Source organism: Citrobacter sp. CF971 (assembly GCF_006385635.1).
Classification (GTDB): domain Bacteria; phylum Pseudomonadota; class Gammaproteobacteria; order Enterobacterales; family Enterobacteriaceae; genus Citrobacter; species Citrobacter freundii.
In genome coordinates this window covers 4,064,007-4,078,909 of record NZ_CP041051.1, presented here as the reverse complement: position 1 = coordinate 4,078,909, position 14,903 = coordinate 4,064,007, and the positions used below count along the sequence as shown (strand labels likewise).

Annotated in this window: 15 protein-coding genes; 11 read left to right on the top strand and 4 right to left on the bottom strand. The window is 52.6% G+C overall.

Features of this window, described 5'->3' with window-relative positions; genetic code table 11:
* Positions 1-57: 57 nt before the first annotated feature.
* The 5 genes from ubiI (at position 58) to E6P06_RS23200 (ending at position 7,032) form a co-directional block, all read left to right on the top strand.
* Positions 58-1,260, top strand: coding sequence for an FAD-dependent 2-octaprenylphenol hydroxylase (gene ubiI / locus E6P06_RS23220; RefSeq protein WP_139935775.1), 1,203 nt, complete (start codon positions 58-60; stop codon positions 1,258-1,260).
* A gap of 452 nt (positions 1,261-1,712) precedes the next feature.
* The gene (gene gcvT / locus E6P06_RS23215) at positions 1,713-2,807 is read left to right on the top strand and encodes a glycine cleavage system aminomethyltransferase GcvT (protein ID WP_003026967.1); all 1,095 of its coding nucleotides are present in this window, start codon (positions 1,713-1,715) and stop codon (positions 2,805-2,807) included.
* 25 nt (positions 2,808-2,832) lie between these two features.
* On the top strand, positions 2,833-3,222 hold the full coding sequence (gcvH, locus tag E6P06_RS23210; protein ID WP_003026965.1) for a glycine cleavage system protein GcvH: 390 nt from the start codon (positions 2,833-2,835) through the stop codon (positions 3,220-3,222).
* A 131-nt stretch (positions 3,223-3,353) separates the two neighbouring features.
* Positions 3,354-6,227, top strand: a complete 2,874-nt coding sequence (gene gcvP / locus E6P06_RS23205; protein WP_049001572.1) for an aminomethyl-transferring glycine dehydrogenase — start codon at positions 3,354-3,356, stop codon at positions 6,225-6,227.
* Between the two features lie 61 nt (positions 6,228-6,288).
* Complete coding sequence (locus E6P06_RS23200) at positions 6,289-7,032, top strand: SDR family oxidoreductase (RefSeq protein ID WP_139935774.1); 744 nt, start codon at positions 6,289-6,291, stop codon at positions 7,030-7,032.
* A 94-nt stretch (positions 7,033-7,126) separates the two neighbouring features.
* On the opposite strand, the gene bglA is transcribed toward E6P06_RS23200, so the two are convergent.
* Positions 7,127-8,560 carry a 6-phospho-beta-glucosidase BglA gene (gene bglA / locus E6P06_RS23195; RefSeq protein WP_139935773.1) on the bottom strand — a complete coding sequence of 478 codons (1,434 nt, stop codon included), beginning with the start codon at positions 8,558-8,560 and terminating at the stop codon, positions 7,127-7,129.
* Positions 8,561-8,680: 120 nt separating this feature from the next.
* Positions 8,681-9,409: a MurR/RpiR family transcriptional regulator gene (locus E6P06_RS23190; RefSeq protein ID WP_003026952.1), complete on the bottom strand. Its 729-nt coding sequence runs from the start codon at positions 9,407-9,409 to the stop codon at positions 8,681-8,683.
* A gap of 52 nt (positions 9,410-9,461) precedes the next feature.
* Between E6P06_RS23190 and yqfB the strand changes: the two genes are divergently transcribed.
* Positions 9,462-9,773: a N(4)-acetylcytidine aminohydrolase gene (gene yqfB / locus E6P06_RS23185; protein ID WP_003026949.1), complete on the top strand. Its 312-nt coding sequence runs from the start codon at positions 9,462-9,464 to the stop codon at positions 9,771-9,773.
* 162 nt (positions 9,774-9,935) lie between these two features.
* Complete coding sequence (locus E6P06_RS23180; protein WP_096878467.1) at positions 9,936-10,595, top strand: hemolysin III family protein; 660 nt, start codon at positions 9,936-9,938, stop codon at positions 10,593-10,595.
* 93 nt (positions 10,596-10,688) lie between these two features.
* Here E6P06_RS23180 and ygfZ read toward each other — a convergent pair whose 3' ends face one another.
* Positions 10,689-11,669, bottom strand: a complete 981-nt coding sequence (gene ygfZ / locus E6P06_RS23175; protein ID WP_139935772.1) for a tRNA-modifying protein YgfZ — start codon at positions 11,667-11,669, stop codon at positions 10,689-10,691.
* A gap of 256 nt (positions 11,670-11,925) precedes the next feature.
* Here ygfZ and sdhE point away from each other — a divergent pair, with 256 nt between their 5' ends.
* Both sdhE and E6P06_RS23165 read left to right on the top strand, forming a co-directional pair.
* On the top strand, positions 11,926-12,192 hold the full coding sequence (gene sdhE, locus E6P06_RS23170) for an FAD assembly factor SdhE (protein ID WP_003026938.1): 267 nt from the start codon (positions 11,926-11,928) through the stop codon (positions 12,190-12,192).
* Positions 12,173-12,580, top strand: a complete 408-nt coding sequence (locus E6P06_RS23165) for a protein YgfX (protein WP_003026936.1) — start codon at positions 12,173-12,175, stop codon at positions 12,578-12,580. Before sdhE ends, E6P06_RS23165 begins: the two co-directional genes overlap by 20 nt.
* Before the next feature lie 44 nt (positions 12,581-12,624).
* On the opposite strand, the gene fldB is transcribed toward E6P06_RS23165, so the two are convergent.
* The gene (gene fldB / locus E6P06_RS23160) at positions 12,625-13,146 is read right to left on the bottom strand and encodes a flavodoxin FldB (RefSeq protein ID WP_003026933.1); all 522 of its coding nucleotides are present in this window, start codon (positions 13,144-13,146) and stop codon (positions 12,625-12,627) included.
* 113 nt (positions 13,147-13,259) lie between these two features.
* Here fldB and xerD point away from each other — a divergent pair, with 113 nt between their 5' ends.
* Positions 13,260-14,156, top strand: coding sequence for a site-specific tyrosine recombinase XerD (gene xerD / locus E6P06_RS23155; RefSeq protein WP_003026928.1), 897 nt, complete (start codon positions 13,260-13,262; stop codon positions 14,154-14,156).
* A 28-nt stretch (positions 14,157-14,184) separates the two neighbouring features.
* A complete protein-coding gene (gene dsbC, locus E6P06_RS23150; RefSeq protein ID WP_003026923.1) occupies positions 14,185-14,898 on the top strand; it encodes a bifunctional protein-disulfide isomerase/oxidoreductase DsbC in 714 nt (237 codons plus the stop codon).
* Positions 14,899-14,903: the final 5 nt, after the last annotated feature.

Here is a 14,903-nt window from a genome sequence, read left to right as displayed (position 1 = left end):
GCGGCTTTGCCTTATCCGGCCTACGGTTTTTGATTGTCCTATTTTCAGGAGCAAACAGTGCAAAGTGTTGATGTAGCAATTGTTGGTGGCGGCATGGTAGGACTGGCGGTTGCCTGCGGCTTACAGGGCAGCGGGTTGCGCGTTGCTGTATTAGAACAACATGTTCCGCAGCCGTTGGCGGCGGATGCACCTCCTCAGCTTCGTGTTTCGGCCATTAATGCCGCCAGCGAAAAACTGCTTACCCGTCTTGGCGTCTGGTCCGACATTGTTGCCCGTCGCGCTTGCTGCTACCACGGCATGGAAGTCTGGGACAAAGACAGCTTTGGGCGTATTGCGTTTGATGACCAGAGCATGGGCTACAGCCATTTGGGGCACATTGTCGAAAACTCAGAGATTCATTATGCGCTGTGGCAAAAGGCGCAGCGTTCAGCGGATATTACGCTGATGGCACCTGCTGAATTACAGCAGGTGGCCTGGGGTGAGAACGAAGCATTTCTGACCCTGAAAGATGGCGCAATGCTGACGGCCCGCCTGGTCGTCGGTGCTGATGGTGCTAACTCCTGGCTGCGCAACAAAGCGGATATTCCGCTCACCTTCTGGGATTATCGTCATCATGCGCTGGTGGCGACTATCCGTACGCAGGAAGCGCACGGTGCGGTTGCGCGTCAGGCGTTTCACGGCGAGGGGATCCTGGCATTCCTGCCGCTCAGCGATCCACACCTGTGTTCTATCGTCTGGTCGCTCTCGCCGCAGGAAGCAGAATGTATGCAGCAGGCAAGCATTGACGAGTTTAATCAGGCGCTGAATATCGCTTTTGATAATCGTCTGGGGCTGTGCAGCCTTGAAAGCGAACGTCAGGCGTTTCCGCTGACGGGACGTTATGCCCGTCAGTTCGCCGCCCATCGTCTGGTGCTGGTGGGGGATGCGGCGCATACCATCCACCCGCTGGCGGGTCAGGGGGTTAACCTTGGCTTTATGGATGCGGCGGAGCTGATCGATGAACTTAAGCGGCTACAGCGTCAGGGTAAAGATATTGGTCAGTATCTTTATTTACGCCGCTACGAACGCAGCCGTAAGCACAGCGCAGCGCTGATGCTGGCAGGGATGCAGGGTTTCCGTGAACTGTTTGCAGGCGAGAATCCGGCGAAAAAACTGCTACGCGATATTGGGCTGAAACTGGCCGATACCCTCCCGGGCGTAAAACCACAACTCATCCGTCAGGCGATGGGACTGAACGATCTTCCCGAGTGGTTACGTTAGTGTCCGTAAGGACAATCTTAAGAGTTTGAGACCCGTCACACTTTCCTCTCCCGGCCTGCGCGCCGGGGTGCTTCTCTCATTTGAAATAATCTAATTCCACGCCTTTTTTCGCATTAGTTTTTTTAATATCACGTTTTTTTCATAACGCCATTTTTGACATTTTTTCCACATTTAATGTGGACTGGTGCTGTAAGTTTGCGCTTATCTTTGTTTGTTATTCTGGTTTATTACTACATACGTGGAGTTTTATTCTGTTGGCGATCAGGCTGTTTTTCGCCATAAGCTAATGTGATGGTTAATTTTGACTTATGGTTTAGCGTCTGTTTCGGTGGTAAGTTCAGGACAAAGAGAACGTTTGCGTCGTAGCCCCTGGAGCGGCTGCGGTGCTGGGTTTCGTGGCGATAATTTCACCGCGAAAGAGTTGATAGCCCCGCTTATTCAACGAGGAAAAGATGGCTCAACAGACTCCTTTGTACGAACAACACACGCTATGTGGCGCGCGCATGGTCGATTTCCATGGCTGGATGATGCCACTGCATTACGGTTCTCAGCTCGATGAACACCATGCTGTTCGCACCGATGCCGGAATGTTTGATGTGTCGCATATGACCATCGTCGACCTGCGCGGTAGCCGCACTCGGGAGTTCTTGCGTTATCTGCTGGCAAACGACGTCGCAAAGCTAACGAAGACGGGTAAAGCCCTCTACTCCGGTATGCTTAACGCTTCGGGCGGCGTGATAGATGACCTGATTGTCTACTACTTCACTGAAGATTTCTTCCGCCTCGTTGTAAACTCCGCCACCCGCGAAAAAGACCTCTCCTGGATTACCCAACACGCTGAACCATACGCTATCGACATCACCGTTCGTGACGACCTGTCGCTGATTGCGGTACAGGGTCCAAATGCACAGGAAAAAGCAGCTACGTTGTTTACTGACGAGCAGCGTCAGGCGGTAGCAGGCATGAAGCCGTTCTTCGGCGTTCAGGCGGGCGACTTGTTTATCGCAACCACCGGTTATACCGGCGAAGCAGGCTATGAAATTGCCATGCCGAATGAAAAAGCGGCAGATTTCTGGCGTGCGCTGGTACAGGCTGGTGTCAAACCCTGCGGTCTCGGCGCACGTGACACGTTGCGTCTGGAAGCCGGTATGAACCTGTACGGTCAGGAGATGGACGAAGGCATTTCTCCGCTGGCGGCCAACATGGGCTGGACCATCGCATGGGAACCGGCTGACCGCGACTTTATCGGTCGTGAAGCGTTGGAAATGCAGCGTGAAAAAGGCCACGAACAACTGGTCGGGCTGGTGATGACCGAGAAAGGCGTGCTGCGTAATGAACTGCCGGTGCGCTTCACCGATGCTTCCGGCAACCAGCAGGAAGGCATTATCACCAGCGGGACATTCTCCCCAACTCTTGGTTACAGCATCGCGTTGGCGCGTGTCCCTGCGGGTATCGGCGAAACTGCGATCGTGCAGATCCGTAACCGCGAAATGCCGGTAAAAGTGACTAAACCTGTTTTTGTGCGTAACGGCAAAGCCGTCGCGTAATTCATCCTTTTTTGGAGATTGATTGATGAGCAACGTACCTGCAGAACTGAAATACAGCAAAGAACACGAATGGCTGCGCAAAGAAGCTGACGGCTCTTACACCGTTGGTATCACCGAACACGCTCAGGAGCTGTTAGGTGACATGGTTTTCGTTGACCTGCCAGAAGTTGGCGCAACCGTCAGCGCGGGCGATGATTGTGCCGTTGCGGAGTCCGTAAAAGCGGCATCCGATATCTATGCGCCAGTAGGTGGTGAGATTGTGGCGGTTAACGACGCGCTCAGCGACTCCCCGGAACTGGTCAACAGCGAGCCGTATGCGGGCGGCTGGATTTTCAAAATCAAAGCCAGCGATGAAAGCGAAATTGAATCGCTGCTGGATGCGACCGCATATGAAGCATTGTTAGAAGACGAGTAAATACGCTTTTGCCGGATGGCGCTGCGCTTATCCGGCCTACAAAGCATGCGTAGACCCGGTAAGCGCTAGCGCTGCCGGGCTCGTAGACAGAGACAATCACGATTCACTGCACGTTTCAGGAACCATCGCCCATGACACAGACGTTAAGCCAGCTTGAAAACAGCGGCGCTTTCATTGAACGCCACATCGGACCGGACGCCGCACAGCAGCAAGAGATGCTGAATGCGGTTGGCGCCGAGTCGTTAAACGCGCTGATCGGCCAGATTGTGCCGAAAGACATTCAGCTCGCAACCCCGCCGCAGGTGGGCGAGGCGGCGACCGAATACGCTGCGCTGGCTGAATTAAAAGCCATCGCTGGGCGTAACAAGCGCTTCACGTCCTACATTGGCATGGGCTACACCGCCGTGCAGTTGCCACCGGTTATCCTGCGCAACATGCTGGAAAACCCGGGCTGGTACACTGCGTATACGCCGTATCAGCCAGAAGTTTCTCAGGGGCGCCTGGAAGCGCTGCTCAACTTCCAACAGGTCACACTGGATCTGACCGGTCTGGACATGGCCTCCGCCTCTCTGCTAGATGAAGCCACCGCGGCGGCTGAAGCGATGGCGATGGCAAAACGCGTCAGCAAACTGAAAAACGCCAACCGCTTCTTCGTTGCGGCTGATGTTCATCCGCAAACGCTGGACGTCGTGCGTACTCGTGCACAAACCTTTGGTTTTGATGTCATTGTTGATGACGCGGCGAAAGCACTGGATCACCAGGATGTGTTTGGCGTGCTGTTGCAGCAGGTTGGCACCACCGGTGAAGTGCATGACTACAGCAAACTGATTACCGAGCTGAAATCCCGTAAAGTTGTGGTCAGTGTCGCAGCCGACTTTATGGCGCTGGTACTGCTGACTGCTCCGGGCAAACAGGGCGCGGATATCGTTTTCGGTTCTGCACAACGCTTCGGCGTACCGATGGGGTACGGTGGCCCACACGCGGCATTCTTCGCCGCGAAAGACGAATTCAAACGCTCCATGCCAGGCCGTATTATCGGCGTCTCCAAAGATGCGGCGGGCAATACCGCACTGCGCATGGCGATGCAGACTCGTGAGCAGCATATCCGCCGCGAGAAAGCGAACTCCAACATTTGTACCTCGCAGGTCCTGCTGGCCAACATCGCCAGCCTGTATGCCGTTTATCATGGTCCGGTTGGCCTGAAACGCATTGCTAATCGCATCCACCGCCTGACTGATATCCTGGCAGCCGGTCTGCAACAGAAAGGATTGAAGCTGCGTCATGCGCATTACTTCGACACTCTGTGCGTTGAAGTAGCCGATAAGGCCGCAGTGCTGGCGCGTGCCGAAGCGGCAGAAATCAACCTGCGTAGCGATATCCATAACGCGGTAGGTATTACGCTCGATGAAACCACCACCCGTGAAAACGTGGTGCAGTTGTTCAATGTTCTGCTGGGCGACAATCACGCTCTGAACATCGATACGCTGGATAAAGACGTGGCGCTCGACAGCCGTTCTATTCAGGAAAGCATGCTGCGTGACGATGCGATCCTCAGCCACCCGGTGTTCAACCGCTATCACAGCGAAACCGAGATGATGCGCTACATGCACTCACTGGAGCGTAAAGATCTGGCGCTGAATCAGGCAATGATCCCGCTGGGTTCCTGCACTATGAAGCTCAACGCCGCTGCCGAGATGATCCCTATCACCTGGCCTGAATTCGCTGAGCTGCATCCGTTCTGCCCGCCAGAGCAGGCTGAAGGTTATCACCAGATGATCGGCCAGCTTTCCGAGTGGTTGGTAAAACTGACCGGTTATGATGCCGTCTGCATGCAGCCGAACTCCGGCGCGCAGGGCGAGTATGCGGGTCTGCTGGCGATTCGTCATTATCACGAAAGCCGTAACGAAGGTCATCGCGATATCTGCTTGATCCCGGCTTCTGCCCACGGTACCAACCCGGCGTCTGCACAGATGGCGGGTATGCAGGTAGTGGTTGTCGCCTGTGATAAGAACGGCAACATCGACCTGGACGATCTGCGAGCAAAAGCAGAACAACATGCCGACAACCTTTCTTGCATTATGGTGACCTACCCATCCACCCACGGCGTTTATGAAGAAACGATCCGTGAAGTGTGCGACGTTGTGCACCAGTTCGGCGGCCAGGTTTACCTTGATGGCGCGAACATGAACGCTCAGGTTGGGATCACCACGCCGGGCTTTATTGGCGCAGATGTCTCGCACCTCAACCTGCATAAAACATTCTGCATTCCGCACGGCGGCGGCGGCCCAGGTATGGGACCGATCGGCGTGAAATCACATCTGGCGCCGTTTGTACCGGGCCACAGCGTAGTGCAGATTGAAGGGATGCTGACCCGTCAGGGCGCAGTTTCTGCGGCGCCGTTCGGTAGCGCATCCATTCTGCCAATCAGCTGGATGTACATCCGTATGATGGGCGCAGAAGGTCTGAAGCAGGCAAGCCAGGTGGCGATTCTTAACGCTAACTACATTGCCAGCCGTCTGAAAGATGCTTATCCGGTACTGTATACCGGTCGCGATGGTCGCGTGGCGCATGAATGTATTCTCGACATTCGCCCACTGAAAGAAGAGACCGGCATCAGCGAACTGGATATTGCCAAGCGCCTAATCGATTACGGTTTCCATGCGCCGACTATGTCATTCCCGGTCGCGGGTACCCTGATGGTTGAACCGACTGAATCTGAAAGCAAAGTGGAACTGGATCGCTTTATCAATGCGATGCTGGCAATCCGCGCTGAGATCGATCGCGTGAAAGCCGGTGAATGGTCACTGGAAGATAACCCGCTGGTTAACTCACCGCACACGCAAAACGAGCTGGTCGCGGAGTGGAATCACGGTTACAGCCGCGAAATCGCCGTCTTCCCGGCGGGTGTGGCGAACAAATACTGGCCAACCGTGAAACGCCTTGATGACGTTTACGGTGACCGTAACCTGTTCTGCTCCTGTGTACCGATGAGCGAATATCAGTAATCTGCTGATTCAACTATCTTTTAAAGGCGCTTCGGCGCCTTTATTTTTTGGGAGAAACGTTATGGCTATAGCATTGGTGACGGGCGGCAGTCGTGGCATTGGTCGAGCAACCGCGCTGCAACTGGCGCAAGAGGGTTACACGGTCGCCGTGAATTTTCATCACAATATTCGTGCGGCAACCGAGGTGGTGAACAACATCGTCGCTGCAGGCGGTAAAGCATTTGCTTTGCGTGCGGATATCAGTGATGAAAGCCAGGTGGTGGCAATGTTTGAGTCTATTGACCGTGAAGGCGAGCAACTGACTGCCCTGGTGAATAATGCCGGGATCTTGTTTGAGCAAAGCACGGTCGAAAACTTAACCGCCGAACGAATTAATCGCGTACTGGCAACCAACGTTACCGGCTATTTTCTGTGCTGTCGGGAAGCGGTAAAGCGCATGTCGTTCAAGCACGGCGGTCAGGGTGGATCGATTGTAAATGTCTCTTCGGCGGCATCGCGGCTTGGTGCGCCATCCGAATATGTTGATTACGCGGCCTCGAAAGGCGCTGTGGACACGCTCACCACCGGCCTGGCGCTGGAGGTTGCGGCACAAGGGATCCGCGTAAACTGCGTGCGACCAGGTCTTATCTACACTGAAATGCACGCATCAGGCGGCGAGCCGGGAAGAGTCGATCGCGTGAAATCACTGTTGCCTATGCAGCGTGGCGGGCAGCCGGAAGAAGTCGCGCAGGCAATTACCTGGCTGTTGAGCGAGAAGGCATCTTACGTAACGGGCAGTTTTCTGGAACTGGCGGGCGGGAAGTAGGGATTTAATTGCCGGATAGCGCTGCGTTTATCCAGCCTACGGGAGTATAACCTGTAGGCTGGATAAGGCGTTTACGCCGCCATCCGGCAAAAAATTACAGATTCTCGCCGTTGCTGGCAATCACCTCTTTGTACCAGTCAAAACTCTTCTTCCGTGAACGTGACATATCGCCGGTGCCGTCGTCATGTTTGTTCACGTAGATAAAGCCGTAACGTTTGCTGTACTGACCGGTGGTAAACGACACGCAGTCGATGCAGCCCCACGGCGTGTAGCCCATCAGGTCTACGCCATCATAGGTCACTGCTTTCATCATCTCTTCAACGTGGGCGCGCAGATAGTCGATGCGATAGTCGTCGTTGATGCTGCCGTCTTCTTCCACTTTGTCGTAGGCACCAAATCCGTTTTCAACGATAAACAGCGGCTTCTGGTAGCGTTCATACAGCTCACATAAGGCATAGCGTAGACCGACGGGGTCAATCTGCCAGCCCCAGTCGGAGGCTTTTACGTGCGGGTTCGGTACGCTGCCCTCAAAACCAGAAATGGCATCGCCGCTGCCACCTTCCGCTTTTACCGCGTTGGTCATGTAGTAACTGAATCCGAGATAGTCACAGGTGCCTTCACGCAGGATTTGCTCATCGCCGGCCTCCATTCGGATGTTGAATTCGCGGCGTTCCCACTCGTTCAGTACATATGATGGATAGTAGCCGCGCAGCTGAACGTCAGTGAAAACGTAGCGCTCACGCATCGATTCCTGCGCGAACATCACATCTTCAGGCTTACAGGAGAACGGGTACAGTGGCACCATCGCCAGCATGCAGCCTACTTTCATTTCCGGGTTGATGCGACGTGCCGCCTTTACCGCCAGCGCGCTGGCCACGAACTGGTGATGCAGCACCTGGTACATAGTCTCTTCAGGGTTTTCATGCTCGGTATACACCACGCCGGAGCAGCAATAGCCAAACAGCGGCGCGCGCCAGTTACGCTGGTTGTTGATCTCATTGAAGGTCATCCAGTATTTGACCTTGTGCTTATAGCGCTCAAAAACGACTTCAGCAAAACGGACAAAGAAATCGACGACTTTACGATTGGTCCAGCTACCGTACTGTTGAACCAGGTGCAGCGGCATTTCAAAGTGGGAAAGGGTGATGACTGGTTCAATGTTGTACTTCAGCAGTTCATCGAACATGTCGTCGTAGAACTTTAGCCCTTCTTCATTCGGTTGGGTTTCGTCCCCTTTGGGGAAGATACGGGTCCAGGCGATGGAGGTACGGAAGCATTTGAACCCCATCTCGGCAAACAGCTTGATGTCTTCTTTGTAATGACTGTAAAAATCGACAGCTTCGTGGTTGGGGTAGTACTTACCGGGCTCAACTTCCTGAGTGATTTCTCGCGGAACACCGTGTGCCCCTCCGGTCAGTACGTCGCAAATGCTGGGGCCTTTGCCACCTTTGTTCCAGCCGCCTTCAACCTGGTGCGCCGCAACCGCGCCGCCCCATAAAAAATCGTTTGGTAAGGTAAGTTTTTTCATCTGCGCTTAGTCTCAAATTAATACAATCTGATTTTGAGTCTAACAAAGGAAAGATAAATGTCACGATATAACAAAATAGCGTAAATGTGATTTGTTACATCAAAAAAACAGATTGTTTTTTTACGCTATTCTTTTCGCCAGCTTGCGACCGAGTGATTCCAGAATATAAATAACGGGGATCTGCGTGGTTATATCGTATACCCCGGCAATACGTGTTTGTGGAACATGCCAGGAGAGGTTAAAGTCGGCGAGTTTCGCCAGGCGAGAGTTTTCATGGCTGGTGACCGACAGAACCTTACAGTTGTGCAGACTGAACTGGCTGGCAAAGCGCAGGATCTCTTCTGTTTCACCAGATACGGAAAGCACGATCGCCAGCGCGTTTCTGGCCATGTCGTTAGTGACCGGGAAATAAGGATCGTCAATGTGATTACTGAATTTACCGACGTTTGAGAAAAAACGTGCGCCATATTTTGCCAGCGCTCCAGACGTTCCCGCTCCGACGAATATAATACGTTCGGACGATAATATAATATCAACAGCCTGATCGAGCAGTTTATCGAATTCGTCGTTATTGACGCCTTTAAAGAAACTGATAATTTCGCTGGCACCGAAATTAGCCTGTTGCGGTTCATTCTGCTCTAAATATAATTTGAAGCGCACGCGAAATTCTGAGTAACCCTCACATTTAAGCTTGCGGCAAAAGCGCAGGACGGTGGTAGTGGAAACACCCACGGCATCGGCCAGTTCGCGAATGGTCATGTACATGACTTTGTCACGGTTTTTGATGACATAGTTGTAGACCAGCATCTCAAGATTGTTGAGACTGGCGATGGCAGCGTGGGAGAACATACTCACAATGGCAAAACTCACTCATCAGACTTCATCTACAGGGAATAATAACATGCAGCCAAATGACATCACTTTTTTTCAGCGTTTCCAGGATGACATTCTGGCCGGACGCAAGACCATCACCATTCGTGACGAGTCCGAATCACACTTCAAAGCCGGGGACATTTTACGGGTTGGGCGCTTCGAAGATGACGGTTACTTCTGCACGATTGAGGTTGTTGGCACCTCAACTGTCACGCTGGATACGCTAACGGATAAACATGCCCAGCAGGAAAACATGACGCTTGAAGAACTTAAACATGTGATTGCCGAGATTTACCCGAATCAGACGCAATTTTATGTGATTGATTTTAAATGCCTTTGATTTAAAGAAACATCTGTTAGTTGAAAAATCACTTACAACACAATGATTTTAAAGGATTAATATTAATGTGATATTTATTTTAGCTAACAGGTGTTCACTGGAACCATTCTCAGTTACGCTAGAGGCGCAATAACGAAAGTGTTCGTTTCTGGGGAGTAACTTATGGTTCAGAAGCCATTAATCGCGCAGGGATATTCGTTGGCAGAGGAAATAGCCAATAGCATCAGTCACGGTATCGGGCTGGTGTTTGGGATTGTCGGACTGGTGTTATTACTGGTCCAGGCAGTAGATACCAACGCCAGCGCTATGGCCATTACCAGCTATAGCCTGTACGGCGGCAGCATGATCCTGCTGTTCCTCGCCTCAACCTTGTATCACGCGATCCCCCATCAGAGAGCGAAAGTCTGGCTGAAAAAATTTGACCACTGTGCGATTTATCTGCTGATTGCCGGGACCTACACGCCATTTCTGCTGGTGGGGCTTGATTCGCCGCTGGCACGTGGACTGATGATTGTTATCTGGAGCCTGGCGCTGATCGGTATTTTATTCAAACTGACCATTGCGCACCGATTTAAGGTTCTGTCGCTGGTAACCTACCTGACAATGGGCTGGCTATCGCTGATTGTGGTGTATCAACTGGCGGTTAAGTTGGAAGCGGGAGGCGTGACGTTGCTGGCTGTTGGCGGTGTGGTGTATTCCCTGGGCGTAATTTTCTACGTCTGTAAGCGTATTCCTTATAACCATGCGATCTGGCACGGCTTTGTGCTGGGCGGCAGCGTTTGCCACTTCCTGGCGATCTATCTGTACGTTGGTCAGGCGTAATCACTGACGCCGGATGGAGGCTAGCGCCTTACCCGGCCTACAAAACAAAAGCCAGCATGCCTGATAGACGCATCGCAATCAGGCATTATTCATTTACTCTTCCAACGAATACGGCAGCGGTACGATTTGCAGCGTTTTTGCGTCGTCACGAACGCGGAACACGCTGTCGGCCTCCATGTCGTTATTCATCACAACCTGCACCAGTACCTGACCATCGGCCAGTTTTACTGCGGCAAGTACGGTACCGGTACGACGCCAGTTCTCGCCCATTTTTAATTCAAGGTCTTCGCCAGCTTCCGGTACTCGACCGGCGGCACCCGCCAAAGTCCACATGGCGCGTTTATTGGCTCCGCGGAATTTTGCACGAGCAACCATTTCCTGACCGGTGTAGCAGCCTTTTTTAATGCTGATCCCGCCCAAAGCCTGCAGATTGGTAGCCTGTGGAATAAACTGTGCACTGTTGGCTGTATCAATAACGGGGATACCCGCTTCGATATCCAGCGCCAGCCACTGCTGGCTGTTATTTAACTCTGCTTCGCCACGCAGCTTTTCAACCAAGGTTTCTGCTGTGGTGGCATCAACGATCAGCAGAAAACGTTCAGCAGGGTGTTCGAACCACAATACCGTGGAGGCACCTTCGGTAATGACCTGCTTATCACTGTTCGGTAATTCGTTAAAGAGATTGGCCAGCGCTGCACGTGCCTGGAATCCCGCTACGCCCAGCAGGACACGCTCGTCATCCGGGGCAATCGCCACCTTCGAGAAGACCGCGTATTTTTTCAGCTCGGTGAGCTGCGCATCACGCAGGCTACGGCGCTCAAGCCATGCAAAACCGTCACCCTGTCGGAACAGACGCAGGTTGCTCCACATTTTACCTTTGGCGTCACAATGTGCAGCTAACAGGTGCTGATGCTCGGTCATCTGGCTGACATCCGCCGTGACCTGACCCTGAATATACTTCTCACTGTCGACACCGGTGATGGTGGCGAGCGCCCAGTCATCGAGCGTCATTAGCGTCAGAGGCAAACGCGTTGACGCGAAAGGCTGGCGAGGAGGAAAAGATGTAAAAGCCATAATAATGTCCTGATTTGCTTAACGCAGTGATAATGACTAATGGTAAAAGAGCTATGGCCCATTGCAAGCGGTTTAAACAGGCTATTTGTGCCATATATTGCGCTTTGCGAGGAAACATCAAAAAATGGTGAATCCTTTGGCTTAATAAGGTTTTATTTAGCGAGCGAGCTTCAGTTTACTGATATTCCCGTAAAAGAGCGGGAAAAACACGTTACAATAGCGGGATACTTCGTTTTCGCGAGACAGGGAGAAGAACATGGATATTAACAACAAAGCACGTATTCATTGGGCATGCCGCCGCGGTATGCGCGAGCTGGACATCTCGATCATGCCGTTTTTCGAACATGAATATGACAGCTTAAGTGACGAAGAAAAACGTATCTTTATCCGTCTGCTAGAATGTGATGATCCAGATTTATTTAACTGGTTGATGAATCATGGGAAACCAGCTGATGCTGAGCTGGAGCAGATGGTGCGACTTATCCAGACACGGAATCGGGAACGTGGTCCAGTGGCAATCTGATTTACGCGTATCATGGCGCGCGCAGTGGCTTTCACTGCTAATTCATGGGCTGGTCGCGGTGTTTATTTTATTGATGCCCTGGCCATTGAGCTACACCCCATTATGGCTGGTTTTGCTCTCTCTGGTGGTATTCGATAGCGTTCGCAGTCAGCGTCGAATCAACGCCTGTCAGGGTGAGATTCGGCTGTTGATGGATGGCCGTCTGCGCTGGCAAGGGCAAGAGTGGTCTATCGTTAGCGCCCCCTGGATGGTTAAAACAGGCATGATGCTGCGTTTGCGCTCTGATGCCGGAAAACGTCAACATTTGTGGCTGGCGGCAGACAGTATGGATGATGCAGAGTGGCGGGATTTACGGCGGTTGATGCTGCAAAAGGCGAAGCAGAAGTAGTACTGACGGTAAGGTTGCGACCTTAGCCGTCAGTCGGCAGAAATTCAGGACCAGTGCTCGGCCATTTCGCCAAGAATTTGCTCGCACCAGGCCTGAATGCGTTCATCGCTGAGATCGTACTGGTTCGTTTCATCCAGCGCCAAACCAACAAACAGCTGCCCATCGGCAATGACGGGTTTATCGCTGGTGAATTCGTAGCCTTCGGTGGGCCAGTAGCCGACAAACTTTACACCTTTGGTGATCAGTTTATCGTGCAACATACCCAGCGCATCCAGGAACCATTCACCGTATCCCAACTGATCACCCATACCGTAAAGCGCGACAATCTTTCCTTCCAGGTTGAGGTCGTCCAGTTGCTCCCAGACCGCTTCCCAGTCCTCCTGAATTTCACCGAAATCCCAGGTTGGGATGCCCAAAATGAGCACGTCATACTGCTCCATTAGGGTCGGGGAATCGTCTTTGAGGTTGTGCAGTGTCACCAGTTCGGGACCCAGGATATCGCGGATTTTTTCTGCTGCCATTTCGGTGTAGCAGGTGCTGGAACCGTAAAAAAGACCCATGTTCATGACGTAAACATCTCAATTCTGCTGTAGCGTTGCGGGTAGTGTAACAGAATCGCCGCAATCCCGGCACAATGAGGCATAATGCATCAAAAATGAGAGTGGAATAAGGGGCGCGAGTGGAACAGGATCTGGCGCGCATCGAGCAGTTTCTTGATGCCCTGTGGCTGGAACGAAATCTGGCGGAAAACACATTAAGTGCGTATCGTCGCGATCTGACCATGCTTGTGGAATGGTTACATCACCGCGGCGCTTCGCTTGCGACCGCGCAAAGTGATGATCTGCAAGCCTTGCTGGCTGAGCGGATGGATGGAGGGTATAAAGCCACCAGTTCTGCACGTTTGCTCAGTGCGACGCGACGTTTTTTTCAGCATCTGTACCGCGAAAAATATCGCGAAGATGACCCCAGCGCCTCGCTTGCATCACCTAAACTTCCGCAGCGTCTGCCCAAAGATCTCAGCGAAGCGCAGGTAGAACGACTGCTGCAGGCGCCGCTTATCGATCAACCGCTGGAGCTACGCGACAAAGCCATGTTGGAAGTGTTGTATGCAACGGGTCTGCGCGTGTCTGAACTGGTAGGACTGACGATGAGTGACGTCAGCCTGCGTCAGGGCGTGGTACGGGTGATCGGTAAAGGTAACAAAGAGCGCCTTGTCCCGTTGGGAGAGGAGGCAGTGTACTGGCTGGAAACATACCTGGAGCATGGGCGTCCATGGTTGCTCAACGGCGTATCGATTGATGTGCTGTTTCCTAGTCAGCGGGCGCAACAGATGACCCGTCAGACCTTCTGGCATCGTATCAAACACTATGCTGTGTTGGCGGGAATCGACAGCGAAAAGCTGTCACCGCACGTCCTGCGGCACGCATTTGCCACGCATCTGCTCAACCATGGCGCAGATCTGCGCGTGGTGCAGATGCTACTGGGGCATAGCGATCTCTCGACAACGCAAATTTATACTCATGTCGCAACGGAGCGCTTGCGGCAACTACATCAACAGCATCACCCGCGAGCGTGAGTGCTGACAGGACAGGATAGGATAGGCTATGAAAAAACGTTTTATGATGTTCACCCTGCTGGCGACGGCGTTTTCCGGCATGGTACATGCAGACGACGCTGCAATTCGCCAGTCATTAGCAAAGCTGGGTGTGCAGAGCACCGAGATTCAACCTGCTCCGGTTGTGGGCATGAAAACCGTACTGACCAATAGCGGCGTGCTGTACGTAACTGAAGACGGTAAACATATTATTCAGGGACCGATGTATGACGTGAGCGGCGCAAGTCCGGTGAACGTCACCAACCAACTGCTGATGAAGCATCTGAACGCGCTGGAAAAAGAGATGATCATCTACAAAGCGCCGCAGGAAAAACACGTCATTACTGTTTTCACCGACATCACTTGTGGTTACTGCCACAAGCTGCATGAAGAGATGAAAGATTACAATGCGTTGGGGATCACCGTACGTTATCTGGCCTTCCCACGTCAGGGGCTGGACAGCCAGGCTGAGCAGGACATGAAGTCTATCTGGTGTGCTAAGGACAAAAACAAAGCCTTTGACGACGCGATGACTGGCAAGGGTGTAAAAGCGGCGACCTGTGATGTGGATATCGCTAACCACTATGCGCTGGGCGTACAGTTTGGCGTCAGCGGTACACCGGCGATTGTGCTGAGCAATGGCTATGTCGTACCTGGCTATCAGGGCCCGAAAGAGATGAAAGAATTCCTCGACGCACATGCAAAACAAACCAGCGGTAAATAATTCGC

Excerpts from the sequence above, each read along its gene's own strand:
- ygfZ (WP_139935772.1), bottom strand. The coding sequence starts at position 11,669 with ATGGCTTTTACATCTTTTCCTCCTCGCCAGCCTTTCGCGTCAACGCGT.
- gcvP (WP_049001572.1), top strand. The coding sequence starts at position 3,354 with ATGACACAGACGTTAAGCCAGCTTGAAAACAGCGGCGCTTTCATTGAA.
- dsbC (WP_003026923.1), top strand. The coding sequence starts at position 14,185 with ATGAAAAAACGTTTTATGATGTTCACCCTGCTGGCGACGGCGTTTTCC.
- E6P06_RS23180 (WP_096878467.1), top strand. The coding sequence starts at position 9,936 with ATGGTTCAGAAGCCATTAATCGCGCAGGGATATTCGTTGGCAGAGGAA.
- bglA (WP_139935773.1), bottom strand. The coding sequence starts at position 8,560 with ATGAAAAAACTTACCTTACCAAACGATTTTTTATGGGGCGGCGCGGTT.
- gcvH (WP_003026965.1), top strand. The coding sequence starts at position 2,833 with ATGAGCAACGTACCTGCAGAACTGAAATACAGCAAAGAACACGAATGG.
- E6P06_RS23190 (WP_003026952.1), bottom strand. The coding sequence starts at position 9,409 with ATGTTCTCCCACGCTGCCATCGCCAGTCTCAACAATCTTGAGATGCTG.
- gcvT (WP_003026967.1), top strand. The coding sequence starts at position 1,713 with ATGGCTCAACAGACTCCTTTGTACGAACAACACACGCTATGTGGCGCG.
- yqfB (WP_003026949.1), top strand. The coding sequence starts at position 9,462 with ATGCAGCCAAATGACATCACTTTTTTTCAGCGTTTCCAGGATGACATT.
- fldB (WP_003026933.1), bottom strand. The coding sequence starts at position 13,146 with ATGAACATGGGTCTTTTTTACGGTTCCAGCACCTGCTACACCGAAATG.
- sdhE (WP_003026938.1), top strand. The coding sequence starts at position 11,926 with ATGGATATTAACAACAAAGCACGTATTCATTGGGCATGCCGCCGCGGT.
- E6P06_RS23200 (WP_139935774.1), top strand. The coding sequence starts at position 6,289 with ATGGCTATAGCATTGGTGACGGGCGGCAGTCGTGGCATTGGTCGAGCA.